The sequence below is a fragment of the Klebsiella sp. K-Nf6 genome, assembly GCF_002806655.1.
GTDB lineage: Bacteria > Pseudomonadota > Gammaproteobacteria > Enterobacterales > Enterobacteriaceae > Klebsiella > Klebsiella variicola.
This window is the reverse complement of the sequence record NZ_PIBN01000017.1, coordinates 24,531-49,139: the sequence shown is the minus strand read 5'-3', so window position 1 is coordinate 49,139 and position 24,609 is coordinate 24,531. Positions and strand designations below refer to the sequence as shown.

24 protein-coding genes and 1 other annotated feature are annotated in these 24,609 nt (G+C 57.6%); of the genes, 17 read left to right on the top strand and 7 right to left on the bottom strand.

Annotated features, from left to right (window positions below):
• Window positions 1-49: 49 nt before the first annotated feature.
• Together lplA and CWM61_RS22840 are read right to left on the bottom strand one after the other, a co-directional pair.
• Window positions 50-1,066: a lipoate--protein ligase LplA gene (lplA, locus tag CWM61_RS22845; RefSeq protein WP_100631978.1), complete on the bottom strand. Its 1,017-nt coding sequence runs from the start codon at window positions 1,064-1,066 to the stop codon at window positions 50-52.
• Complete coding sequence (locus CWM61_RS22840) at window positions 1,066-1,713, bottom strand: YtjB family periplasmic protein (RefSeq protein WP_012542920.1); 648 nt, start codon at window positions 1,711-1,713, stop codon at window positions 1,066-1,068. The genes lplA and CWM61_RS22840 overlap by 1 nt, the downstream gene beginning before the upstream one ends.
• A gap of 104 nt (window positions 1,714-1,817) precedes the next feature.
• On the opposite strand from CWM61_RS22840, the gene serB reads away from it, so the two are divergent.
• From serB to nadR, 3 genes are read left to right on the top strand one after another with little or no spacing between them, the layout of a single operon-like run.
• Entirely contained in the window at window positions 1,818-2,789 is a 972-nt protein-coding gene (gene serB / locus CWM61_RS22830; RefSeq protein ID WP_016160266.1) for a phosphoserine phosphatase, read from the top strand.
• A 9-nt stretch (window positions 2,790-2,798) separates the two neighbouring features.
• Entirely contained in the window at window positions 2,799-4,181 is a 1,383-nt protein-coding gene (gene radA / locus CWM61_RS22825) for a DNA repair protein RadA (protein ID WP_002887800.1), read from the top strand.
• A 21-nt stretch (window positions 4,182-4,202) separates the two neighbouring features.
• A complete protein-coding gene (gene nadR / locus CWM61_RS22820) occupies window positions 4,203-5,435 on the top strand; it encodes a multifunctional transcriptional regulator/nicotinamide-nucleotide adenylyltransferase/ribosylnicotinamide kinase NadR (RefSeq protein WP_002887802.1) in 1,233 nt (410 codons plus the stop codon).
• A gap of 93 nt (window positions 5,436-5,528) precedes the next feature.
• Here nadR and ettA read toward each other — a convergent pair whose 3' ends face one another.
• A complete protein-coding gene (gene ettA / locus CWM61_RS22815) occupies window positions 5,529-7,196 on the bottom strand; it encodes an energy-dependent translational throttle protein EttA (protein ID WP_061155838.1) in 1,668 nt (555 codons plus the stop codon).
• 228 nt (window positions 7,197-7,424) lie between these two features.
• Between ettA and sltY the strand changes: the two genes are divergently transcribed.
• Complete coding sequence (gene sltY, locus CWM61_RS22805) at window positions 7,425-9,362, top strand: murein transglycosylase (RefSeq protein WP_100632002.1); 1,938 nt, start codon at window positions 7,425-7,427, stop codon at window positions 9,360-9,362.
• A gap of 88 nt (window positions 9,363-9,450) precedes the next feature.
• Window positions 9,451-9,780, top strand: a complete 330-nt coding sequence (gene trpR, locus CWM61_RS22800; RefSeq protein ID WP_074387113.1) for a trp operon repressor — start codon at window positions 9,451-9,453, stop codon at window positions 9,778-9,780.
• Here trpR and yjjX read toward each other — a convergent pair.
• A complete protein-coding gene (gene yjjX / locus CWM61_RS22795; RefSeq protein ID WP_100631977.1) occupies window positions 9,767-10,282 on the bottom strand; it encodes an inosine/xanthosine triphosphatase in 516 nt (171 codons plus the stop codon). The genes trpR and yjjX overlap by 14 nt on opposite strands.
• 113 nt (window positions 10,283-10,395) lie before the next feature.
• On the opposite strand from yjjX, the gene gpmB reads away from it, so the two are divergent.
• Entirely contained in the window at window positions 10,396-11,043 is a 648-nt protein-coding gene (gene gpmB / locus CWM61_RS22790; protein WP_074387112.1) for a 2,3-diphosphoglycerate-dependent phosphoglycerate mutase GpmB, read from the top strand.
• Here gpmB and robA read toward each other — a convergent pair.
• Entirely contained in the window at window positions 11,040-11,909 is an 870-nt protein-coding gene (robA, locus tag CWM61_RS22785) for an MDR efflux pump AcrAB transcriptional activator RobA (RefSeq protein WP_008807515.1), read from the bottom strand. The two genes, gpmB and robA, sit on opposite strands and share 4 nt — an antisense overlap.
• Before the next feature lie 209 nt (window positions 11,910-12,118).
• Between robA and creA the strand changes: the two genes are divergently transcribed.
• From creA to creD, 4 genes are all read left to right on the top strand, one after another.
• Window positions 12,119-12,592 carry a protein CreA gene (gene creA / locus CWM61_RS22780; RefSeq protein ID WP_100631976.1) on the top strand — a complete coding sequence of 158 codons (474 nt, stop codon included), beginning with the start codon at window positions 12,119-12,121 and terminating at the stop codon, window positions 12,590-12,592.
• A gap of 12 nt (window positions 12,593-12,604) precedes the next feature.
• Window positions 12,605-13,294 (top strand): two-component system response regulator CreB, encoded by a 690-nt coding sequence (gene creB / locus CWM61_RS22775; RefSeq protein ID WP_012542916.1) that lies wholly within the window; start codon window positions 12,605-12,607, stop codon window positions 13,292-13,294.
• On the top strand, window positions 13,294-14,718 hold the full coding sequence (gene creC / locus CWM61_RS22770) for a two-component system sensor histidine kinase CreC (protein ID WP_074387111.1): 1,425 nt from the start codon (window positions 13,294-13,296) through the stop codon (window positions 14,716-14,718). Before creB ends, creC begins: the two co-directional genes overlap by 1 nt.
• A gap of 63 nt (window positions 14,719-14,781) precedes the next feature.
• Complete coding sequence (gene creD / locus CWM61_RS22765; protein ID WP_165785297.1) at window positions 14,782-16,140, top strand: cell envelope integrity protein CreD; 1,359 nt, start codon at window positions 14,782-14,784, stop codon at window positions 16,138-16,140.
• Window positions 16,141-16,202: 62 nt separating this feature from the next.
• On the opposite strand, the gene arcA is transcribed toward creD, so the two are convergent.
• Window positions 16,203-16,919 carry a two-component system response regulator ArcA gene (gene arcA, locus CWM61_RS22760; RefSeq protein WP_002887843.1) on the bottom strand — a complete coding sequence of 239 codons (717 nt, stop codon included), beginning with the start codon at window positions 16,917-16,919 and terminating at the stop codon, window positions 16,203-16,205.
• A gap of 95 nt (window positions 16,920-17,014) precedes the next feature.
• Between arcA and yjjY the strand changes: the two genes are divergently transcribed.
• The 7 genes from yjjY to CWM61_RS22720 all read left to right on the top strand — a co-directional run bounded on the left by yjjY (window position 17,015) and on the right by CWM61_RS22720 (window position 23,772).
• Window positions 17,015-17,155 carry a protein YjjY gene (yjjY, locus tag CWM61_RS22755; protein WP_001541509.1) on the top strand — a complete coding sequence of 47 codons (141 nt, stop codon included), beginning with the start codon at window positions 17,015-17,017 and terminating at the stop codon, window positions 17,153-17,155.
• A 396-nt stretch (window positions 17,156-17,551) separates the two neighbouring features.
• Entirely contained in the window at window positions 17,552-18,238 is a 687-nt protein-coding gene (locus tag CWM61_RS22745) for a tRNA/rRNA methyltransferase (RefSeq protein WP_061155833.1), read from the top strand.
• Between the two features lie 211 nt (window positions 18,239-18,449).
• On the top strand, window positions 18,450-18,518 hold the full coding sequence (thrL, locus tag CWM61_RS22740; protein ID WP_004222578.1) for a thr operon leader peptide: 69 nt from the start codon (window positions 18,450-18,452) through the stop codon (window positions 18,516-18,518).
• Window positions 18,457-18,574 (top strand) — a sequence feature (Thr leader region). (Overlaps the previous gene by 62 nt.)
• Window positions 18,575-18,599: 25 nt before the next feature.
• Entirely contained in the window at window positions 18,600-21,062 is a 2,463-nt protein-coding gene (gene thrA, locus CWM61_RS22735; RefSeq protein WP_061155832.1) for a bifunctional aspartate kinase/homoserine dehydrogenase I, read from the top strand.
• Between the two features lies 1 nt (window position 21,063).
• Window positions 21,064-21,993 (top strand): homoserine kinase, encoded by a 930-nt coding sequence (gene thrB, locus CWM61_RS22730; protein WP_008807508.1) that lies wholly within the window; start codon window positions 21,064-21,066, stop codon window positions 21,991-21,993.
• 3 nt (window positions 21,994-21,996) lie between these two features.
• A complete protein-coding gene (gene thrC, locus CWM61_RS22725; protein ID WP_074387108.1) occupies window positions 21,997-23,277 on the top strand; it encodes a threonine synthase in 1,281 nt (426 codons plus the stop codon).
• Window positions 23,278-23,472: 195 nt separating this feature from the next.
• Complete coding sequence (locus CWM61_RS22720) at window positions 23,473-23,772, top strand: DUF2502 domain-containing protein (RefSeq protein ID WP_074387107.1); 300 nt, start codon at window positions 23,473-23,475, stop codon at window positions 23,770-23,772.
• 39 nt (window positions 23,773-23,811) lie between these two features.
• Here CWM61_RS22720 and yaaA read toward each other — a convergent pair whose 3' ends face one another.
• Window positions 23,812-24,585, bottom strand: a complete 774-nt coding sequence (gene yaaA / locus CWM61_RS22715) for a peroxide stress protein YaaA (protein WP_074387106.1) — start codon at window positions 24,583-24,585, stop codon at window positions 23,812-23,814.
• Window positions 24,586-24,609: the final 24 nt, after the last annotated feature.

Here is a 24,609-nt window from a genome sequence, read left to right as displayed (position 1 = left end):
TGACCCTGCCTACGGTTTTCCAGGCCCGCTAAGCGCAGCGGGCTTTTTATTAGCGCACCGCGCCGGCCATCCACGCCGACAGTTCTTTGAGTTCCGCTTCCTGCTCCGGGAAATCGCCGACCAGCGCCTCACACTGCTGCTGCAAGACTTCCGCCCGATACTGACAGCCAACTAAGCGTGCCGCCAGGGCCTCCAGCGGCGCCGGGTTCAGGCTATCGGTAAAGGCTTGCGCGCGGGTGATATGGCCTTTCTCGACATCAAAATGCAGCTCAACGCCGCCCCAGCGAAAGCGCTCGTCCAACAGGTGGGAGAAAGCGGGTGCCTGACCGAAGTTCCACTCCCAGCTGCTCTGGCGGGCGAAGGTCTCGGCAAAATTCGGCAGGTCCGGCGTGTTGTCCGGGGAGATCACTTCGGCGTCCACCCGTTCGCCGTAATGGCTGAAGAACGCCTCCTGAATCGCCTCGCAAACTTGCTGATGGGTAATGCCCGGCAGCAGATCAACCAGGTTCGCCACGCGACCGCGCACCGAGGTAATGCCTTTAGCCTGTAACTTTTTCTGGTCCGGGTTAAGGTAGTTAGCGAGGCGACTTAAATCGGCATTCAGCAGCAGGGTACCGTGATGAAAACCGCGGTCCATGGTTTCGCGATAGGCGGAGCCCGAGACTTTGCGGTCGCCGTTGTCAGTTTTGACAACCAGATCGTTGCGCCCGGAGGCTTCGGCGGTTACGCCGAGCGAATTCAGCGCCGCCAGCACGATAGCGGTGGAGACGGTTTTGTCGTACTCCGGTTTGCCTGCCATAAAGGTAAAGCAGGTATTGCCGAGGTCATGGAACACCGCGCCGCCGCCGCTGCTGCGACGGGCCAGCCGCACGTGGTCCTCTTCCATGCGTCGGGTATTACACTCCTTCCACGGGTTCTGGGCGCGGCCGATGACCACGGTATCGGCATTGCGCCACAGGAACAGCACCCGCTGGGTGGCGGGCATCTGGCGGAAAATACACTCCTCGACCGCCAGGTTGAACCACGGGTCGTAAGAGTCAGAGAGCAGGAGGCGCAATGTGGACATTATAGATTTCCTTTCTTTTCATCGTCTTCATCCTCAACCGGCTTGTTGGCGGTGAGCAGGAAGGGCGATTGCTGCCAGCGGGTGCGTTTGCCCTGTAGCAGCGTGCGGGTCAGCACCACGCCGATAGCCAATGACAGCAACAGCATCAGGCGTAATATATTGGTGGTATTATCCACCTGCTTCGCCTCGGTTGCCAGGGTATGGGTATCGAGGGTCAGACGCAGGTAGCCCAGCGGACCGTTTTTTCCCGGAACCGGCTCGACAATCTGCTGGTTGAAGTAGCCGCCGGCTTTTTTGCCATCCAGCGCCAGCCGGTCGCGAACCTCGACGCTTTCGCCAGAGCGTGCCACCAGGTCGCCCTGTTCGTCATACACGCCGGCGTCCAGTACGCGGCTGTTATGGGTCAGTTGCGTCAACAGTTGATTAATGCGCTTCTCGTCCGGTGTTTCGCTGCGCATCAGCGGTACGAGATTCAGTACCACCTGCTGCGCCAGCGTGCGGGCCAGCTCTTCCAGCTGCGGATTGCGTTGTTTCTGACTGTTCTGACTGAACCACGAAGCGCCCTGCATCAATGCGACGAGCAGGGCGAGACAGATAAGGACAATGACCGCACGATGCAGCCGGAATTTCAGTTTTGCGCGAACCATATTCCACCTTTGAAAATTTGCAGCTTAATGTTGCCAGAAGCGCTGGTTACAAGGTAGCCTCATGCGTTATTTTCCTCGCCTGAATGAAGAGATGTGGAGCCGTAATGCCTAACAGTTTGACCTGGTGCGACCTGCCTGAAGACGTTTCCCTGTGGCCAGGGTTGCCGCTTTCCCTGAGCGGCGATGAGGTCATGCCGCTGGATTATCACGCCGGGCGCAGCGGCTGGCTGCTGTACGGGCGTGGGCTGAATAAGCGCCGTCTGACGGACTGGCAGCGCGAGCTGGGCGCCGCGTTAGTGATCGTTGCTTCCTGGGTGGTCGAGGATTACCAGGTGATCCGCCTGGCCGGTTCGCTGACTCCCCGTGCGACGCGACTGGCGCATGAGGCGGGGCTGGACGTCGCGCCATTGGGTAAAATCCCCCATCTGCGCACCCCAGGGCTACTGGTGATGGACATGGACTCCACGGCGATCCAGATCGAATGCATTGATGAGATTGCGAAACTGGCCGGCACCGGCGAGCTGGTCTCGGAAGTGACCGAGCGGGCGATGCGCGGGGAGCTGGACTTCACCGCCAGCCTGCGCCAGCGCGTAGCGACGCTGAAAGATGCGGATGCCAGTATTTTGCTGCAGGTTCGCGACGCGCTGCCGCTGATGCCGGGCCTGGCACAGCTGGTGCTCAAGCTGGAAACGTTGGGCTGGAAAGTGGCGATCGCCTCCGGCGGCTTCACCTTCTTTGCGGAGTACCTGCGCGACAAGCTACATCTCGACGCGGTGTTCGCCAATGAACTGGAGATCCGCGACGGCAAGCTCACCGGCAACGTGCTCGGCGATATCGTCGATGCGAAATATAAAGCCAATACGTTGCGCAAGCTGGCGGAAAAGTATGAGATCCCAACGGCGCAAACTGTGGCTATCGGTGATGGCGCCAACGACCTGCCGATGATTAAGGCGGCAGGCCTCGGCATCGCCTATCACGCGAAGCCTAAAGTGAATGAACAGGCGGAAGTGACTATCCGCCACGCTGACCTGATGGGGGTATTCTGTATTCTCTCGGGCAGCATGAACCAAAAGTAAGAGGTAAACGTGGCGAAAGCTCCAAAACGCGCATTTGTCTGTAATGAATGTGGTGCGGATTATCCGCGCTGGCAGGGGCAGTGCAGCGCCTGCCATGCCTGGAATACCATCACCGAGATGCGCATCGCCGCGTCGCCGCAGGTGGCGAGAAACGAGCGTCTGTCAGGCTATGCCGGTAACGCCGGCGTGTCGAAGGTACAGAAGCTGTCGGACATCAGCCTGGAAGCGCTGCCGCGTTTCTCCACCGGCTTTAAAGAATTTGACCGCGTGCTGGGCGGCGGCGTAGTGCCGGGAAGCGCTATCCTGATTGGCGGCAACCCAGGAGCTGGGAAATCGACGCTGCTGCTGCAAACCCTCTGCAAACTGGCGGAGGGGATGAAAACCCTGTACGTCACCGGGGAGGAGTCCCTGCAGCAGGTGGCGATGCGCGCGCATCGTCTCGGATTGCCAACGGCGAACCTGAACATGCTCTCGGAAACCAGCATTGAGCAGATCTGTCAGATTGCCGATGAAGAAAAGCCGCAACTGATGGTGATCGACTCCATTCAGGTGATGCATATGGCTGACGTGCAGTCGTCGCCGGGCAGTGTCGCCCAGGTACGTGAAACCGCGGCCTATTTGACGCGCTTTGCCAAAACTCGCGGCGTGGCGATTGTGATGGTCGGCCACGTTACCAAAGACGGCTCGCTGGCCGGTCCGAAGGTGCTGGAACACTGTATCGACTGCTCGGTACTGCTGGACGGCGATGCCGATTCTCGTTTCCGCACCCTGCGCAGCCACAAAAACCGTTTTGGCGCGGTCAATGAACTCGGCGTTTTCGCCATGACCGAGCAGGGCCTGCGCGAAGTCAGCAACCCATCCGCTATCTTCCTCAGCCGGGGAGATGAAATCACCTCCGGCAGTTCGGTGATGGTGGTCTGGGAAGGGACTCGTCCGCTGCTGGTGGAGATCCAGGCGCTGGTGGATCACTCGATGATGTCCAACCCGCGCCGCGTGGCGGTGGGGCTGGAACAGAACCGTCTGGCGATCCTGCTGGCGGTGCTGCACCGCCACGGCGGCCTGCAGATGGCCGATCAGGACGTCTTCGTCAACGTGGTTGGCGGGGTCAAAGTCACAGAAACCAGCGCCGACCTGGCGCTGCTGCTGGCGATGGTTTCCAGCCTGCGTGACCGCCCGCTGCCGCAGGATCTGGTCGTCTTTGGCGAAGTCGGGCTAGCCGGCGAGATCCGCCCGGTGCCGAGCGGTCAGGAGCGTATCTCCGAAGCGGCGAAGCATGGTTTCCGCCGCGCCATCGTCCCGGCGGCCAATGTGCCGAAAAAAGTGCCGGAAGGCATGCAAATCTTTGGTGTGAAAAAGCTTTCAGACGCGCTAAGCGTTTTTGACGACTTATAATAAGTTAAAAGGAGATTAGCGATGTCGTCATTTGACTATTTAAAAAGCGCCATTAAGCAGAAAGGCTGTACGCTGCAGCAGGTGGCGGAAGCCAGCGGAATGACCAAAGGGTATCTCAGCCAGCTGTTGAACGCCAAAATCAAAAGCCCGAGCGCGCAGAAGCTTGAAGCACTGCATCGTTTTCTCGGGCTGGAGTTTCCCCGCCGACAGAAAAGCGTCGGTGTGGTGTTTGGTAAGTTTTACCCGCTGCATACCGGGCATATTTACCTGATACAGCGCGCCTGTAGTCAGGTCGATGAGCTGCATATCATCATGGGCTATGATGACACCCGCGACCGCGAGCTGTTTGAAGAGAGCGCCATGTCGCAACAGCCGACGGTGCCTGACCGCCTGCGCTGGCTGCTGCAGACCTTTAAATATCAGAAGAATATTCGCATCCACGCCTTCAATGAAGAGGGAATGGAGCCCTATCCGCACGGCTGGGACGTCTGGAGTCATGGGATCCGCGCTTTTATGAGCGAAAAAGGGATCGAGCCGAACCGGATCTATACCTCGGAAGAGGCCGATGCGCCGCAGTACCTTGAGCATCTGGGGATCGAGACGGTGCTTATCGATCCTAAGCGGACCTTTATGAATATTAGCGGCGGGCAGATCCGTGAGAACCCGTTCCGCTACTGGGAATATATTCCGACGGAAGTGAAACCGTTCTTTGTGCGGACGGTGGCGATCCTCGGCGGCGAGTCGAGCGGTAAATCGACGCTGGTCAATAAGCTCGCCAATATCTTCAATACCACCAGCGCCTGGGAGTATGGCAGGGATTATGTCTTTTCGCATCTCGGCGGCGATGAGATGGCGCTCCAGTATTCGGATTACGATAAAATTGCCCTCGGGCATGCGCAGTATATTGATTTCGCAGTGAAATATGCCAACAAAGTGGCATTTATCGATACCGATTTCGTCAGCACTCAGGCCTTCTGCCTGAAGTACGAAGGGCGTGAGCACCCGTTCGTGCAGGCGCTGATTGATGAATACCGTTTCGACCTGGTGATCCTGCTGGAGAACAATACCCCGTGGGTGGCCGATGGACTGCGCAGTCTTGGGAGCTCAGTGGATCGCAAGGAGTTTCAGTCGCTGCTGGTGTCGCTGCTGAAAGAGAACGAGATCGAGTTTGTCCATGTTAAGGAGTCAGACTACGATGCGCGCTTCCTGCGCTGCGTCGAGCTGGTGAAGCAGCTGATGGGGGAGCAGGGGTAGGTCCTCTGCGGGCTGTAGCCCTCACCCCAACCCTCTCCCGGTGGGAGAGGGAGCAAACATTAAAAAAGGCAACCGAAGTTGCCTTTTTGCGTTTTATTTCGCGATACGCTTGTACTTGATTCGCTTCGGCTCCAGCGCGTCGGCGCCGAGGGTGCGTTTCTTGTACTCTTCGTATTCAGTAAAGTTACCTTCGAAGAACTCAACTTTACCTTCATCCTGGTAATCCAGAATGTGGGTGGCGATACGGTCAAGGAACCAGCGGTCGTGCGAGATAACCATCGCGCAGCCCGGGAACTCCAGCAGGGCGTTTTCCAGCGCGCGCAGGGTTTCGATATCCAGGTCGTTGGTGGGTTCATCGAGCAGCAGGACGTTACCGCCCACCTGCAGCAGCTTCGCCAGGTGCAGACGACCGCGTTCACCGCCGGACAGTTCGCCAACGCGTTTACCCTGGTCGACGCCTTTGAAGTTAAAGCGGCCCACGTAGGCGCGGCTCGGCATCTCGGTGTTGCCGATCTTCATGATATCCAGGCCGCCGGACACTTCTTCCCACACGGTCTTGCTGTTGTCCATCGCGTCGCGGAACTGATCGACGGAGGCCAGCTTAACGGTTTCACCCAGGGTGATGGTGCCGGAATCTGGCTGCTCCTGGCCGGACATCATACGGAACAGGGTGGATTTACCCGCGCCGTTCGGACCGATGATACCGACGATAGCGCCTTTCGGTACCGAGAAGCTCAGATCGTCGATCAGCAGACGGTCGCCGTAGGATTTACGCAGGTTGCTGACTTCCAGAACTTTATCGCCCAGACGCGCGCCTGGCGGAATGAACAGTTCGTTGGTTTCGTTACGTTTCTGGTATTCGACGTTGTTAAGCTCTTCAAAGCGTGCCAGACGGGCTTTGCCCTTGGACTGACGGCCTTTGGCGCCCTGGCGAACCCACTCGAGTTCTTTCTCGATAGATTTGCGACGCGCCGCTTCCTGAGACGCTTCCTGTGCCAGGCGCTGATCTTTCTGCTCCAGCCAGGAGGAGTAGTTACCTTCCCACGGAATACCTTCGCCGCGGTCAAGCTCGAGGATCCAGCCGGCGACGTTGTCGAGGAAGTAACGGTCGTGGGTAATCGCTACGACGGTACCTTCAAAGTCGTGCAGGAAGCGTTCCAGCCAGGCGACGGACTCGGCATCCAGGTGGTTAGTCGGCTCGTCGAGCAGCAGCATGTCTGGTTTTTCCAGCAGCAGGCGGCACAGCGCGACGCGGCGGCGTTCACCACCGGAAAGATTAGCGATTTTCGCATCCCAGTCCGGCAGGCGCAGGGCATCGGCCGCGCGCTCAAGCTGCACGTTCAGGTTGTGACCGTCGTGCGCCTGGATAATCTCTTCGAACTTGCCTTGCTGAGCGGCAAGCTTATCGAAATCCGCATCCGGCTCGGCGTATTTGGCATAGACTTCGTCCAGACCCTTCAGCGCGTTAACCACTTCGGCGACCGCTTCTTCAACGGACTCGCGCACAGTGTGCTCCGGGTTGAGCTGCGGCTCCTGCGGCAGGTAGCCGATTTTGAGGCCAGGCTGCGGACGCGCTTCACCTTCGATCTCGGTGTCGATACCGGCCATGATGCGCAGCAGGGTAGACTTACCGGCGCCGTTCAGACCGAGCACACCGATTTTCGCGCCAGGGAAGAAGCTGAGGGAGATATTTTTCAAAATATGACGTTTCGGCGGGACCACTTTGCCGACACGATGCATGGTATAAACGAATTGAGCCACGTTGGACTTCGCCTCTTTCTATTTTGATAGATAGTTCAAAGCCGAAGTGTAGCCTTTTTCGCGCGCTAATCCCAGCGAGGCGACAGGATTCACAGAAGCGTAAAAAAATGTCCAGGACATGGCGCGTTTAGCGTTGTCTGATTAGCATAAGTAAAGCTGCCTGCCGAACCGGCAGGGGCTTTTAAGCGGCACGATGCTGCGAAAATGCACCGGAAAGAGGAAGAGCTTGTGGTAAAAGCCAAAAAAATAGCGTGGCATCTTTTGGCTGCCAGCGTTGGTCTGTTGACGTTGAGTCAGCTGGCGCATGCGGATTCACTGGATGAACAACGCAGTCGCTACGCACAAATTAAGCAGGCGTGGGATAGCCGGCAGATGGATGTGGTCGATCAGCTGATGCCCACGTTAAGCACTTATCCCCTGTATCCCTATTTGCAGTACCGGCAGATCACCGACGATCTGATGAACCAGCCGGCGCTGGTAGTGAAAAACTTTATTGACGCCAATCCGACGCTGCCCCCGGCGCGTTCATTACGTTCGCGCTTTGTGAATGAACTGGCCCGGCGCAGCGACTGGCGCGGCCTACTGGCGTTTAGTCCCGATAAGCCGACCAGCACCGAGGCGCAGTGCAACTATTACTACGCCAAGCTGAGCGTAGGGCAGTCGCAGGAAGCCTGGAGCGGGGCGAAAGAGCTGTGGCTGACGGGCAAGAACCAGCCTGGCGCCTGTGAGCCGCTGTTCAGCGCCTGGCGCGACTCCGGACAGCAGGATCCGCTGGCCTATCTCGAACGGATCCGCCTGGCGATGAAGGCCGGCAATATCGGGCTGGTCAGATCGCTGGCTCAGCAGATGCCCGCCAACTATCAGAGCATCGCTTCCGCCGTCGTCGCGCTGGCTAACGATCCAAACAGCGTCCTGACCTTCGCCCGCACCACCGGAGAGACCGACTTTACCCGCCAGATGGCCGCCGTCGCCTTCGCCAGCGTCGCCCGTCAGGATGTGGAAAATGCCCGCCTGATGATCCCTTCGCTGGTGCAGGCTCAGCAGCTCAATGAGGATCAGACTCAGGAGTTACGTGATATTGTCGCCTGGCGCCTGATGGGTACCGATGTGACCGAAGAGCAGGCTATCTGGCGCGATGACGCGATCATGCGCTCACAGTCCACGCCGCTGGTGGAGCGGCGCGTGCGGATGGCGCTGGGAACGGGCGATCGCCATGGCCTGAACACCTGGCTGGCGCGCCTGCCAATGGAGGCGAAAGAGAAAGACGAATGGCGCTACTGGCAAGCGGATCTGCTGCTGGAGCGCGGCAGGGACGAGGAGGCGCAGGCGATCCTTCGCTCGTTGATGCAACAGCGAGGATTCTACCCGATGGTCGCTGCGCAGCGACTTGGCGAGGAGTATACCTTCCGCATCGATAAAGCCTCGGGAACGATCGATCCAGCGCTGGCTTCCGGTCCGGAGATGGCTCGGGTACGCGAACTGATGTACTGGAATATGGATAACACCGCGCGCACCGAATGGGCGAATCTGGTCACCAGCCGTACCAAATCCCAGCAGGCGCAGCTGGCGCGCTACGCTTTTGATCAGCACTGGTGGGATCTGAGCGTGCAGGCGACGATAGCCGGCAAACTGTGGGATCAGCTGGAGGAGCGCTTCCCGCTGGCGTATAACGATCTGTTCGCGCGTTACATCAGTGGCAAAGATATCCCGCAGAGCTATGCGATGGCGATTGCCCGCCAGGAGAGTGCCTGGAACCCGAAAGTGCGCTCGCCGGTTGGCGCCAGTGGACTGATGCAGATTATGCCGGGCACCGCGACGCATACCGTCAGCATGTTCAGCATTCCCGGCTACAGCGGCCCGTCGCAGCTGCTGGATCCGGAAACCAATATCAATATCGGCACCAGCTATCTGCAGTATGTCTACCAGCAGTTCGGCAATAACCGTATCTATGCCTCGGCGGCCTATAACGCCGGGCCGGGCCGGGTTCGTACCTGGCAGGGGAACAGCGCCGGACGGATCGATGCGGTGGCGTTTATCGAGAGTATTCCGTTCTCGGAAACCCGCGGCTACGTGAAGAATGTCCTCTCCTATGACGCCTACTATCGCTACTTTATGGGCCAGCAGGATAAGCTGTTCAGCGATGCGGAGTGGCGGCAGCGTTACTGATCGCCGGGAAGTATGTTATGCTTTGTACTCGTTGAAGAGTACATTCGACGGGCAGCGTAAGCTGCCCGTCTCAATATGGTGGCGCGATATGACCCAACAATCTCCTTATTCCGCGGCCGTTGCCGAACAACGTCATCAGGAGTGGCTGCGCTTCGTGGCGCTGCTGCAGCAGGCCTATGCTGAGGAGCTGCATCTGCCATTGCTGCAGCTGATGCTGACACCCGACGAGCGCGAAGCGCTGGGCACCCGGGTGCGCATTATTGAAGAGCTGCTGCGTGGTGAGATGAGCCAGCGCGAGCTGAAAAATGAGCTCGGCGCCGGGATTGCGACCATTACCCGCGGGTCGAACAGCCTGAAATCAGCGCCGGCCGAACTGCGTCAGTGGCTGGAACAGACGCTGCTGGCTAGCGATAAATAGCGTTATGGAACGGGCTCAACGCCAGCACGACCGCCTGATGGTAAACGCTGCTGCGGGTTAATTTTCCACCGGTGAAAACCCCAATCGCTCCCTCTTTACGACCGATCTGGTCGATGCCGGTATACTGCGACATGACCGGTCCCAGGGCTTCACCAGCGCGAACCTGCTCAAGAATAACCTCAGGTAACGGCAGCGTGGCTGAGCGCGCTTCTCCGCGCCGATCAGCGCTTTCAATGACCACCCAGCTAAAGGTGCTGCCATCGTCGATACCGGCCTCAATGGCCACCCAGAAATCGGCATCGGGCTGGGCGAGGCGCGCATTGGCGACACGATTTCGTGCGCCAGCGCGCGTTTCCTCGCTGCCGAAGGGCTGTTCCGGCACGCCGCTCTCGACGGAGACGGACTCAATATGGCAGGATCCTTCGCCGAAAATCTCGTTAAAAGCCTGCAGAATTGCCTGAATTTTGGCGGGATTAGTGGTCGCTGAGACAACATGGTGCATAATCAAAACAACTCAGAATAAACTAACGTCATCGCAGTATACTCTAAATCACCCTCAGGGCAGGCGGTAATGCCCTAAGCTGGTTGATGACGAGTTCAGAACGGAATAAAAGCATGTTACAGGTATACCTTGTTCGCCACGGTGAAACGCAGTGGAACGCCGAGCGACGTATTCAGGGTCAGTCCGATAGCCCGCTGACCGCACACGGTGAGCGCCAGGCCTGGCAGGTTGGCGAGCGCGCCAGAACGCTGGGGATCACCCATATCATTACCAGCGATCTGGGGCGAACCCGCCGTACAGCAGAGATTATCGCCGAAGCCTGTGGTTGCAGCGTGATCGCCGATGCGCGTCTGCGCGAGCTGGATATGGGGGTGCTGGAGAAGCGCCATATCGACTCGCTCAGCGAAGAGGAAGAGGGCTGGCGTCGCCAGCTGGTCAACGGCACGCCGGATGGTCGTATTCCGCAGGGCGAATCGATGCAGGAGCTCAGCGAGCGAATGCATGCGGCGCTGGCATCCTGTCTGGAGTTACCGGCCGGTAGCCGACCGCTGCTGGTGAGTCATGGTATGGCGCTGGGCTGCCTGGTGAGCACGATTTTAGGGCTGCCGGCATACGCTGAGCGTCGTCTGCGACTGCGCAACTGCTCTATCTCGCGCGTTGACTATCAGCAAAGCCCGTGGCTGGCTTCCGGCTGGGTGGTGGAAACGGCGGGCGACGTCTCGCATCTTGACGCCCCCGCGATGGACGAGCTGCAGCGTTAACGACGAATCGGGATCAGATACTCGCAGCGTAACTGAATCGGCGTAGCCTGATCCCGGTTTTCATCCTCAGGGTAGAAGCGTTCAATATCCAGCCCCTTGCGACGGGTCAGGTTTAGCATCGGCATGCAGGTGCCGTAGACCGTCAGGATGAATTCCTGCAGGCCGGTGCCCAGCCCTTCATACGTAAACATGACATACTCGCCGCCCTCCAGGGTGACCGGGTGGGCGTTCTGCAGATGGCCATTAGCCATCTCCGGCGTCAGCGCGGTGGTATAGAACACTTCCTGCTCATCGTCTTTCTCCAGGCTCGGACGCGGCTCATGCAGCCCGTAGAGCACCGGAGGGATCGACGGCGAATTACCGAGGAAGTCCCGCCAGAACTGGACGCGCATCTGATTGCGGAAATCGGAGATTTCCTCGAGCTTACAGGTATAGCTCTGGGTGACGCCGAGCAACTGAGTGGTAGGCAGGGCGACAAATTCATGTTTTGGCAGCGTGAATTCGCCAAGACGCAGCGGCGGACGCATACCGAACGAGCTCCAGTCCGGTGAGCGGCGGTAGAGCGCCGGCGTCAGCGAGAACTGCTTTTTAAATGCCCGGGTGAAGGTCTGCTGTGAGTCGAAACGGTACTGAAGCGCAATATCAAGGATTGGACGGGCGGTAAGACGTAATGCGACAGCAGATTTCGATAACCGGCGCGCGCGAATATAGGCACCGATGGCATGGCCGGTGACATCCTTAAACATTCGCTGTAAATGCCACTTGGAATAACCTGCCTTCGCCGCCACATTGTCCAGAGAAAGCGGCTGATCCAGGTGACCTTCCAGCCAGCTAAGGAGATCGCGAATAATCCCTGCTTGATCCATAAAATGTCCCCATCCTTAAACACAGGTGCCTGATATTAAAGTAGCGGATAATAGCATTTTTTGATGTTTTAGCATTCAGTGTTTTTTTTGCTTTTAAATGCGGAAGGTCAGTGGAGCTGAACGATAATTTTGTAAAGCTGTGATCTATAAACCTTTTCTGCTAAGTGCGTGATAATCACTCAGCTATATTTTTTAATAATGGTAACAATATGAAATACAAGAAGTTTGCGATGGGCCTGCTGCTGCTGGCCGGCTGCCAGATGGTTCAGGCGGAGCAGATTGGTTCCGTGGATACGGTCTTCAAATGGTTAGGGCCGGATCACAAAATTGTCGTCGAAGCCTTTGACGATCCGGATGTGCAGAACGTGACCTGCTATATCAGCCGGGCGAAAACCGGCGGGATCAAGGGCGGGTTGGGGCTGGCGGAAGATACCTCCGACGCGGCCATCTCCTGCCAGCAGGTTGGGCCGATTGAGCTGACGGACAAAATCAAAAACGGCAAAAGCCAGGGCGACGTGGTGTTCCAGAAGCGCACCTCGCTGGTGTTTAAAAAACTGCAGGTCGTTCGCTTCTATGATGCCAAGCGCAATGCGCTGGTCTATCTGACCTACTCGGATAAAGTGGTTGATGGCTCGCCGAAGAACGCCATCAGCGCCGTGCCGATCATGCCATGGAATAAATAAACGGGAGCGCGCATGCAGCAGCCACGGATTTGGTTAGTTGAGGATGAACAGAGTATCGCTGATACCCTGGTTTATATGCTGCAGCAGGAGGGCTTCCAGGTCACCGTCTTTGGCCGCGGATTGCCCGCGCTGGAGGCGGCGGCGCATCAGGCCCCCGATGTCGCCATCCTCGACGTCGGCTTGCCGGATATCAGCGGCTTTGAGCTCTGTCGGCGCCTGCTGACGCGTTATCCGGCGCTGCCGGTGTTGTTTCTGACGGCGCGGAGCGACGAGGTCGATAAGCTGCTTGGGCTGGAAATCGGCGCAGACGATTATATCGCCAAGCCGTTTTCGCCGCGCGAAGTCTGCGCGCGGGTGCGAACCGTGCTGCGGCGACTGCAGAAATTTGCCGCGCCTTCACCGGTGGTACGCGTCGGCGAGTTTGTGCTCGATGAGCAGGCGGCGTCGATAAGCTGGTTCGGCCAGCCGCTGAACCTGACGCGCTACGAATTCCTGCTGTTGAAAACCCTGCTGCATGCGCCCGGTCGCGTCTTCTCCCGTCAGCAACTGATGGAGTTGGTGTGGAGCGATGCCTGGGAAAGCCTCGACCGTACCGTCGATACCCATATCAAAACCCTGCGCGCCAAGCTGCGGGCAGTGAATCCTGAGGTTACGCCGATCAATACCCATCGCGGCATGGGCTACAGCCTGGGGCGTGGCTGATGCGCATTGGCATGCGCCTGCTGCTGGGCTATTTTCTTATCGTCGCTATCGCCGCGTGGTTTGTGCTGTCGATCTTTGTCCAGGAAGTGAAGCCGGGCGTGCGCCGGGCGACGGAGGGGACACTCAACGATACCGCCACCCTGCTGGCGGCGCTGGCGCGTGAAGACCTGCTGGCGGCAAACCCGCAGCAGGGCAGGCTGGCCCAGGCCTTTCAACAGCTCAACCAGCAGCCTCTCAACGCTCATATTGGCGGAATTAAAAAGGTGCGTAATGAGTACCGTGTCTATCTGACTGATGCCAGGGGCAAAGTGGTGTTTGACTCCAGCGGGCAGGCGACAGGGCAGGACTATTCGCGCTGGAACGACGTCTGGCTCACCTTGCGCGGCCAGTACGGCGCGCGCAGTACACGCAGCGATCCGCATGATGAAACCAGCTCAGTCATGTATATCGCCGCGCCAGTGATGGATGAGGGGCGGATTATCGGCGTGCTGAGCGTCGGTAAACCCAACCTGGCGATGACGCCGGTCATTAAGCGCAGCGAGCGGCGGATCCTCTGGGCCGGTGGCGCCCTGCTGGGCATTGCGCTGTTGATTGGCTGCGGCGTCGTCTGGTGGATCAATTTTTCTATCGGCAAGCTGGTGCGCTATGCGGATTCGGTGACCGCGGAGCGTCCGCTGCCGCTGCCTGAGGTGGGTAGCAGCGAACTGCGCAAGCTGGCGCAGGCCCTGGAGAGCATGCGGGTGAAGCTCGAGGGCAAAAATGCCATCGAAAACTATGTCTATGACCTGACTCACGAGCTGAAGAGCCCGCTGGCGGCCATCCGCGGTGCGGCGGAGATCCTGCGTGAAGGGCCTCCGCCTGAGGTAGCGGCGCGGTTTACCGCCAATATCCTTGCGCAGAACACCCGGATGCAGCTGCTGGTAGAGCGATTGCTCCAGCAGGCACGACTGGAAAACCAGCTGGAGATAAGGCGGCAGCCGGTATCGGTTGACGTGCTATTCCAACGCCTTACGGAGGAGCGCGACATCGCCCTGGCGACGAAAGCCATCACTCTGCGCTGGCAGAAGGGCGGGATAACGGTCAATGGTGATGGCGAACTGCTGGCCCAGGCGCTGGGCAATCTGCTCGACAACGCGATTGATTTTACCCCCCAGGGCGGTGAGATCGTCCTGGCCGTGGAGAAGCGAAATGAAGAGGTGCAATTGAGCGTTACCGATACCGGGTGCGGTATTCCGGACTATGCGCAGGCGCGTATTTTTGAACGCTTCTACTCGCTGCCGCGCGAAGATGGTCATAAGAGCAGCGGCCTTGGGCTGGCGTTCGTTCGTGAAGTGGCGCGCCTGCATCAGGGCGATATTCGTCTACACAATCGCCCCGAAGGCGGTGCGGTCGCCACGCTGCGACTTCACCGTCCCTTCACATAGCTTCAAATTCCCCCCACATAGCCGCCCTACAGTGAGGAGGCCATCACGATAGGGAGAAAGGCTATGTTGAAATCACCGTTATTCTGGAAAATCACCACGTTAATCGGTTGTGTTGTGCTGTTATCTTTGCCGCTAATGATGGTCAGGGAGCTTATTAATGAGCGGGCGGATTATCGCAGCGAGGTGGTGGACGCCATTGAGCAGAGCACCAGTGGCTCGCAAAAACTCGCCGGGCCGCTGATCGCCATTCCGGTGACCGAGACCCTGACCCGCATGGAGAACCAAAAAGAGGTCGAATATCAGCGGCGCTGGGAGTACTACTGGCTACCGGAGTCGCTGGCGGTCAACGGCAAACAGACCGTGGAGTCGCGGAGAGTAGGCATCTACAGCGGCCAGGTCTGGCATAACGCCCTGCAGATTAAGGCCTCATTTGATCCACTGCGTCTGGCGGCGTTGAGAAAATCGAATATTGTCCTGGGCAAGCCGCGGCTGGTGGTGAGCGTCGGCGATGCCCGCGGCATTGGCGCCATCCATGCCCCGGAGGTCAATGGTAACGTATTAAGCGTGGAGCCGGGGCTGGGGATAAGTGGCGATGGCGCAGGTATTCATATGCCGATGCCTGCGCTGGCGGAGGACAACAAGCCGCTTGAGATAGCCTTTTCTCTCGATCTGAACGGGACGGGAGAATTTTCACTGGTGCCGATCGGGCGTAACAGCGAGCTGCAGTTGACCAGTAACTGGCCGCATCCCGGCTTTCTCGGCAGCTTCCTGCCAACGCAACGGGAAGTGAGTGCTGCCGGCTATCGCGCCCACTGGCAAAGCAGCTGGTTCGCTAACGATATGGGGAGCTATTTTAAGGATGATATGGAGATCCCGTGGTCGCGGCTGCCAGCGTTCAGTGCCGATGTGATGACGCTTGCCGACCAGTACCAGCTAACCGACCGGGCAACAAAATACGCCATCCTGTTAATCGGGCTGACCTTTATGGCCTTTTTCGTGTTCGAGAGCCTGACTCATCGTCCCCTGCATCCAATGCAGTATCTGCTGGTGGGCCTGTCGCTGGTGCTGTTTTACCTGGTGCTGCTGGCGCTCTCGGAGCACGTTGGGTTTACCGCCGCCTGGCTGGCGGCCAGCCTGTCCGGCGCGGTGATGAACGGGGTCTATTTACAGGCAGTGCTCAGGGGATGGCGTAACAGCCTGCTGTTTGTCGCCGCGCTGCTACTGCTGGATGGGGTGATGTGGTTGCTGCTGCATTCCGAGGACAGCGCGCTGCTGCTGGGTACCGGGGTACTGGCGCTGGCGCTGAGCGTCCTGATGTTTTTGACCCGCCGGGTGGACTGGTATGCGTTATCGTTACCGAAAGGCAGTGCGCCTCCGCCGCCGACTGCCGATGATGACAAGCTGCGCCTCTGGAAAGAGTGACGGCATAAAAAACGGCGCCCTTGGGGCGCCGTTTTCACATCATGGCTGCGGAATAAAACGCATTATTCCTGCAGATCGCCACAGAAACGGTAGCCTTCACCGTGAATAGTGGCGATGATTTCCGGGGTATCCGGAGTAGACTCGAAGTGTTTACGAATCCGACGAATGGTCACATCAACGGTACGGTCATGCGGCTTCAGCTCACGACCGGTCATTTTCTTCAGCAGCTCGGCGCGAGACTGAATTTTGCCCGGGTTTTCGCAGAAGTGCAGCATCGCGCGGAATTCACTGCGCGGCAGCTTGTACTGCTCGCCGTTCGGGCTCACCAGTGAGCGGCTGTTGATATCGAGTTCCCAACCATTGAACTTGTAGCTCTCCACGCTGCGGCGCTCTTCGCTCACGGTACCGAGATTCATGGTACGGGAGAGCAGGTTGCGCGCGCGGATAGTCAGTTCACGCGGGTTAAACGGTTTAGTGATATAGTCGTCAGCGCCGATTTCGAGGCCAAGGATCTTATCCACTTCGTTGTCGCGGCCGGTTAAAAACATCAGCGCGACGTCAGCCTGCTCACGCAACTCGCGCGCCAGCAGAAGACCATTTTTACCCGGCAGGTTGATATCCATGATCACCAGGTTGATATCATTTTCAGACAGGATCTGATGCATTTCCGCGCCATCGGTCGCTTCGAATACATCGTAACCTTCTGCTTCGAAAATACTTTTTAACGTGTTGCGTGTTACCAACTCGTCTTCAACGATAAGAATGTGCGGGGTCTGCATGTTTGCTACCTAAATTGCCAACTAAATCGAAACAGGAAGTACCAAAGTCCCTGACCTGCCTGCTGCATGTCGCAAATTAACATGCGCGGCGTAACATGACTAAAGTACGTAATTGCGTTCTTGATGCACTTTCCATCAACGTCAACAACATCATTAGCTTGGTCGTGGGTACTTTCCCTCTGGACCCGACGGTGTCAAAAACGGCTGTCATCCTAACCATTTTAACAGCAACATAACAGGCTAAGAGAGGCCGAACACCCAATAAAACTACGCTTCGTTGACATATATCAAGTTCAATTGTAGCACGTTAACAGTCTTGTGAAATCATTGCATCGTCATGCTCTTTATAGTCACAATCCTTACACAGCTCAACTAGTTGCGTGGATAAATTAATAAATACAGTGAATCCAATGCGTGGAACGATGCCTCAGATGAAATTTCATTGCCCATCATATGGATAAATGGGTTCTGTTAACATACTTCTTGTCATGGCCTCCTGAGAACAGTTTAGATTTTTTTATGGGTAAGCAAACGCAATTTTAGTGATTTTTGTTGCAAATTTGTAAATTTTCACCGCGTAAAATGGTGCGGCCAGCGCTTCGCCAACGCCTGAGAGAGAGAAAGAAACTGCAATGCGTTTAACGATCATTTTAGTGGCCCCAGCCCGGGCAGAAAACGTCGGCGCCGCCGCCAGAGCGATGAAAACCATGGGATTTCGCGATCTACGGATCGTGGACAGTGAAGCCCACCTGGCGCCGGCGGCACGCTGGGTGGCGCATGGCTCAGGCGACATCCTCGATGGCATCACCACCTATCCAACCCTTGCCGAAGCGCTGCACGACGTCGATTTTACCGTCGCCACCACCGCCCGTAGTCGCGCGCGGTTTCACTATTACGCCACGCCGCAGCAGCTGTTACCTCTGCTGGAGGAGAAGGCGCAGTGGATGACGCATGCGGCGCTGGTATTTGGCCGTGAAGACTCCGGGTTGAGCAACGAGGAGCTGGCCCTGGCCGATGTGCTCACCGGCGTGCCGATGGTGGCGGATTATCCGTCGCTGAATCTCGGCCAGTCGGTGATGGTCTACTGTTATCAATTAGCATCGCTTATGCAACAAACGGCGCCCACCGCCGCCGCCGCAGACCATCATCAGCTGCAGGCGTTACGCGTCCGCACCGAGGCATTACTTTCGCGTTTAGGCGTGGAGGAGGATGCCAAACTGGTCGACTGGCTGGCGCAACGAATGGGGCTGCTGCAGCAGCGTGACACGGCAATGTTGCATCGATTGCTGCATGATATTGAAAAAAACCTCCCAGAATAAAGCTCTGTAATATTTTTTAATTATGGTTATCTGTGCTGTTTTTGAGGGTCGGGTTCCGCCGATCTGGATGTTTTTTCTTGCCGTGACGGCGCAATACGCAAGCTGGCTGAAATAGGGTTAATTGAGAAATTCATTGACTTAAGAAGGCAGATACTTTAACCAATATAGGCAGGACACACAGACAGATAAAAATACAGAGTACACAACATCCATGAATCGCATCGGCATGATTACCACCATTATCACCACCACCATTACCACAGGTAACGGTGCGGGCTGACGCGTACAGGAAACACAGAAAAAAGCCCGCACCTGAACAGTGCGGGCTTTTTTTTTGACAAGAGATCAAGGGGTAAGAACCATGCGAGTGTTGAAGTTCGGCGGTACATCAGTGGCAAATGCGGAACGTTTTCTGCGGGTTGCCGATATTCTGGAGAGTAATGCCAGGCAGGGGCAGGTAGCGACCGTACTGTCTGCCCCGGCGAAGATCACCAACCATCTGGTGGCGATGATTGAAAAAACGATCGGTGGCCAGGATGCCCTCCCGAATATTACCGACGCTGAACGCATTTTTGCCGAACTTCTTCAGGGCCTTGCCGATGCCCAGCCCGCTTTCCCGCTTGCCCAGCTGAAAGCCTTCGTTGAGCAGGAATTTGCTCAGATTAAGCATGTCCTGCACGGCATCAGCCTGCTGGGCCAGTGCCCGGACGGAGTGAACGCCGCGCTGATCTGCCGTGGCGAAAAGCTCTCCATCGCCATCATGGCGGGTCTGCTGGAAGCCCGTGGTCATAAAGTCAGTGTGATTAACCCGGTCGAAAAACTGCTCGCGGTGGGCCACTATCTGGAATCCACGGTCGATATCGCCGAATCCACCCGCCGCATTGCCGCCAGCCAGATCCCAGCAGACCATATGATCCTGATGGCCGGATTTACCGCTGGCAATGAGAAGGGCGAACTGGTGGTGCTGGGGCGTAACGGCTCCGACTATTCGGCTGCGGTACTGGCCGCCTGCCTGCGCGCGGACTGTTGCGAAATCTGGACCGATGTCGACGGGGTGTATACCTGCGATCCGCGCCAGGTGCCAGATGCGCGTCTGCTGAAATCAATGTCTTATCAGGAGGCGATGGAGCTCTCCTACTTTGGCGCGAAAGTGCTGCATCCGCGCACCATTGCCCCTATCGCTCAGTTTCAGATCCCATGCCTGATCAAAAATACCGGCAACCCGCAGGCGCCGGGAACGCTCATTGGCGCCAGTCGCGATGAAGACGATCTGCCGGTGAAAGGCATCTCTAACCTCAACAATATGGCGATGTTCAACGTCTCCGGTCCGGGGATGAAAGGGATGGTCGGTATGGCGGCCCGCGTCTTCGCCACCATGTCCCGCGCTGGCATCTCGGTGGTATTGATCACCCAATCCTCTTCGGAGTACAGCATCAGTTTCTGCGTGCCGCAGAGCGATTGCGCTCGTGCCAAACGGGCGATGGAAGATGAGTTTTATCTCGAGCTGAAAGAGGGGCTGCTGGAGCCGCTGGCCATTATGGAGCGTCTGGCCATCATCTCCGTGGTGGGCGACGGGATGCGTACCTTGCGCGGTATCTCGGCGAAATTTTTTGCAGCGCTGGCCCGCGCCAATATCAATATCGTGGCGATTGCCCAGGGCTCTTCCGAGCGCTCTATTTCGGTGGTAGTCAGCAATGACGACGCCACCACCGGCGTGCGCGTGACCCATCAGATGCTGTTCAACACCGACCAGGTGATTGAAGTATTCGTCATCGGCGTCGGCGGCGTCGGCGGCGCGCTGCTGGAGCAGATCAAGCGCCAGCAGGGGTGGCTGAAGAACAAACATATCGATCTGCGCGTTTGCGGTGTAGCCAATTCTCAGGCGCTGCTGACCAGCGTTCATGGCCTGAATCTGGAGAACTGGAGTGAAGCGCTGGCGGAGGCGAAAGAGCCGTTTAATCTTGGCCGCCTGATCCGTCTGGTGAAAGAGTACCACCTGCTCAATCCGGTGATCGTCGACTGTACCTCCAGCCAGGCGGTCGCCGATCAGTACGCCGACTTCCTGCGCGAAGGTTTCCATGTGGTGACGCCGAACAAAAAGGCCAATACCTCTTCGCTGGATTACTATCACCAGTTGCGCCATGCGGCCAGCAGCTCGCGCCGCAAGTTCCTCTATGACACTAACGTTGGCGCTGGCCTGCCGGTGATTGAGAACCTGCAGAACCTGCTCAACGCCGGCGATGAGCTGCGCCACTTCTCCGGGATCCTTTCCGGCTCTCTGTCCTTTATCTTCGGCAAGCTGGACGAGGGGGTGAGTTTCTCAGCCGCGACGGCGCTGGCCCGTGAGATGGGGTATACCGAGCCGGATCCGCGCGACGATTTATCCGGGGTGGATGTCGCGCGTAAGCTGTTGATTCTGGCCCGTGAGACCGGGCGTGAACTGGAGCTGTCGGACATTATCGTGGAGTCGGCGCTGCCGGCGGACTTCGACGCCAGCGGCGACGTCGACACCTTTATGGCCCGTCTGCCCTCGCTGGACGATGGGTTTGCCTCGCGGGTTGCTAAGGCACGTGATGAAGGTAAAGTCTTGCGCTACGTCGGTAACATCGAAGAGGATGGTACCTGCCGCGTGAAAATTGCCGCCGTTGACGGCAACGATCCGTTATTCAAAGTCAAAAATGGTGAGAACGCGCTGGCCTTTTACAGCCACTATTATCAGCCACTGCCGCTGGTGCTGCGCGGCTATGGTGCCGGGAACGACGTCACGGCGGCCGGCGTATTTGCCGACCTGCTGCGCACCTTGTCCTGGAAGTTAGGAGTTTAAGATGGTCAAAGTATATGCCCCGGCTTCCAGTGCCAATATGAGCGTCGGGTTTGATGTGTTGGGCGCGGCGGTCACGCCGGTGGATGGCACGCTGCTGGGCGATAACGTCACAGTTGAAGCGGCGGAGCAATTCAGTCTGCACAATCTGGGACGCTTCGCCAGTAAGCTGCCGACGGCGCCGCAGGAAAACATTGTTTATCAGTGCTGGGAAAGCTTTTGCCGGGAGATCGGTAAGACGGTACCGGTGACGATGACCCTGGAAAAAAACATGCCGATCGGCTCCGGGCTCGGCTCCAGCGCCTGCTCGGTGGTCGCCGCGCTGGTGGCCATGAACGAGTTCTGCGGTAAGCCGCTCAACGAGACGCGGATGCTGGCGCTGATGGGGGAGATGGAAGGGCGTATCTCCGGCAGCATTCACTACGATAACGTGGCGCCGTGCTATCTTGGCGGCATGCAGTTGATGATCGAAGAGAACGGGATTATCAGCCAGCAGGTGCCGGGGTTTGATGAGTGGCTGTGGGTGTTGGCCTATCCGGGGATTAAAGTATCCACCGCCGAAGCGCGGGCGATTCTGCCGGCACAATACCGCCGCCAGGATTGTATCGCCCATGGTCGCCACCTCGCGGGCTTTATTCATGCCTGCTACACCCGCCAGCCGCAGCTGGCGGCAAAATTGATGAAAGATGTCATTGCCGAACCGTACCGTACCAAACTGTTGCCGGGCTTTAGCGAAGCGCGCCAGGCGACAATGGAGATCGGTGCGCAGGCTTGCGGCATCTCCGGCTCTGGCCCGACGCTGTTTGCGTTGTGTGATAAACCGGACACCGCACAGCGCGTCGCCGACTGGCTTGGCGCGCACTATCTGCAGAATCAGGAAGGCTTTGTTCATATTTGCCGGCTGGACACGGCGGGCGCACGCGTAGTGGGATAACCAATGAAACTGTATAACTTAAAAGATCATAACGAGCAGGTCAGCTTTGCGCAGGCCGTCACCCAGGGACTTGGCAAACATCAGGGCCTGTTCTTTCCGCACGATCTGCCGGAATTCAGCCTGACAGAAATCGACGACATGCTGGCGCAGGATTTTGTCACCCGCAGCGCCAAAATTTTATCGGCCTTTATCGGCGATGAGATCCCACAAGATGTTCTGCAGCAACGGGTCGGCGCGGCGTTTGCGTTTCCGGCACCGGTAAGCAAGGTTCAGGATGATGTCGGCTGTCTGGAGCTGTTCCATGGCCCCACGCTGGCGTTCAAGGATTTCGGCGGCCGCTTTATGGCGCAAATGCTGACCCATATAGCCGGTGATAAGCCGGTCACCATACTGACTGCAACCTCTGGCGACACCGGGGCGGCGGTGGCGCATGCCTTCTACGGTCTGCCGAACGTTAAGGTCGTGATCCTCTATCCGCGCGGTAAGATCAGTCCGCTGCAGGAGAAACTGTTCTGTACTCTCGGCGGCAACATTGAAACCGTGGCGATTGACGGCGACTTCGATGCCTGCCAGGCGCTGGTGAAGCAGGCGTTTGACGATGAAGAGCTGAAGGTCGCGCTGGGGCTCAACTCGGCTAACTCCATCAATATCAGCCGCCTGCTGGCGCAGATCTGCTACTACTTCGAAGCGGCGGCGCAGCTGCCGCAGGAAGCCCGCAATCAACTGGTAATTTCCGTACCAAGCGGTAACTTCGGCGATCTAACCGCCGGTCTGCTGGCCAAGTCGCTGGGGCTGCCGATTAAGCGCTTTATTGCCGCTACCAACGCGAACGACACCGTTCCCCGTTATCTGCAGGGCGGTGAGTGGGCGCCAAAAGCCACCCAGGCGACGCTGTCCAACGCCATGGATGTCAGCCAGCCGAACAACTGGCCACGCGTCGAAGAGCTGTTCCGCCGTAAAATCTGGCAACTGAGCGAGCTGGGGTATGCTGCGGTCGATGATGAGACCACCAAAGCAGCGATGCGTGAGCTGAAGGCCATCGGCTACATCTCTGAGCCGCACGCGGCGATTGCCTGGCGCGCGCTGCGCGATCAGCTGCAGCCGGGAGAGTACGGCCTGTTCCTCGGCACCGCGCATCCGGCGAAATTCAAAGAGAGCGTGGAAGAGATCCTGCAGGAGACCCTGCCGCTGCCGAAAGAGCTGGCCGACCGCGCCGATCTGCCGCTGCTGTCCCACAATCTGCCGGCGGATTTCGCCGCGCTGCGTAAGCTGATGATGGGCTAGTATTGTCGTTCAGCTCTCTGCTAAACCGGGCCTCGTGCCCGGTTTTTTTTTCGCTCGAAAATGGAGATATTGTGTACAGACGAGCAATAAATGCGGCGGACTCTAGATTCAGATTGCAGAGAATAAACAGAATAGTTTTGTAGCGTTAATATTTTGTTATCGACCCATAATGGGGACGGAGAGAAGAGGTAACTTATGACAACGCTGAAACCTGTTTTGCTGGCACTTTCTATGCTGCTGGTCGCTCCTGCGTTGGTTCATGCTGACGAAATCACCCTGATCCCGGCGGTGAAACTGCAAATCGGCGATCGCGATGATTATGGGCATTACTGGGATGGCGATCATTGGCGCGATCGTGACTGGTGGGCTCAACATTACGACTGGCGCGATGATCGCTGGCGTCCGCATGATGATTATCGCCACCACGATCGTGACGACGATGACGATCAAGGTCATCATGGCCATGGGCACGAGCGGCATCACCACGACGACTGATTATTCTTGCCCCCGGCCCGAGGCTGGGGGCATTCAGGCTTACTGCTCGTGGCGTTTAAACACCATTTCACCTTTCTCCGACGCGTCCGCATCAAAGAAATAGCCTTCGCTACTAAATGCCTTGAGCTGCTCCGGCTGGGTTAAGCGATTTTCGATAATGTAGCGACTCATCAGACCGCGCGCTTTTTTTGCATAGAAGCTGATCACTTTGAATTTACCGTTTTTCTCATCGAGGAACACCGGCTTGATCAGCTGGCCCTGCAGTTTTTGCGTTTTCACCGATTTAAAATACTCATCGGAAGCCAGGTTGATGACGATATCGTCACCCTGGGCCTGCAGTGCCTGATTCAGCTTCTCGGTAATGGTATCGCCCCAGAACTGGTACAGATCTTTGCCGCGCGGGTTTTCCAGACGGATCCCCATCTCCAGGCGGTAGGGCTGCATCAGGTCCAGCGGGCGCAGCACGCCATACAGGCCGGAGAGCATGCGCAGGTGTCGCTGGGCGAAGTCAAAGTCGTCCTCGGTGAGCGTTTCTGCCTGTAGGCCGGTGTAGACATCGCCCTTGAACGCGAGGATCGCCTGACGGGCATTTTGCGGCGTAAAGTCAGGATGCCAGTCGTGGAAGCGGGTGGCGTTAAGATCCGCTAGCTTGTCGCTTATACTCATCAGCTTACCGATTTGTGGCGCGGTCAGATGACGGGCGATGCCGATAAGCTGTTGAGAATACTCGAGGAGTTCGGGCTGGGTATAGCGAGTCGTTGCCAGCGGGCTTTGATAATCGAGCGTTTTAGCAGGTGAAATCAGAATCAGCATATCCAGTCCTTGCAGGTAATTTCG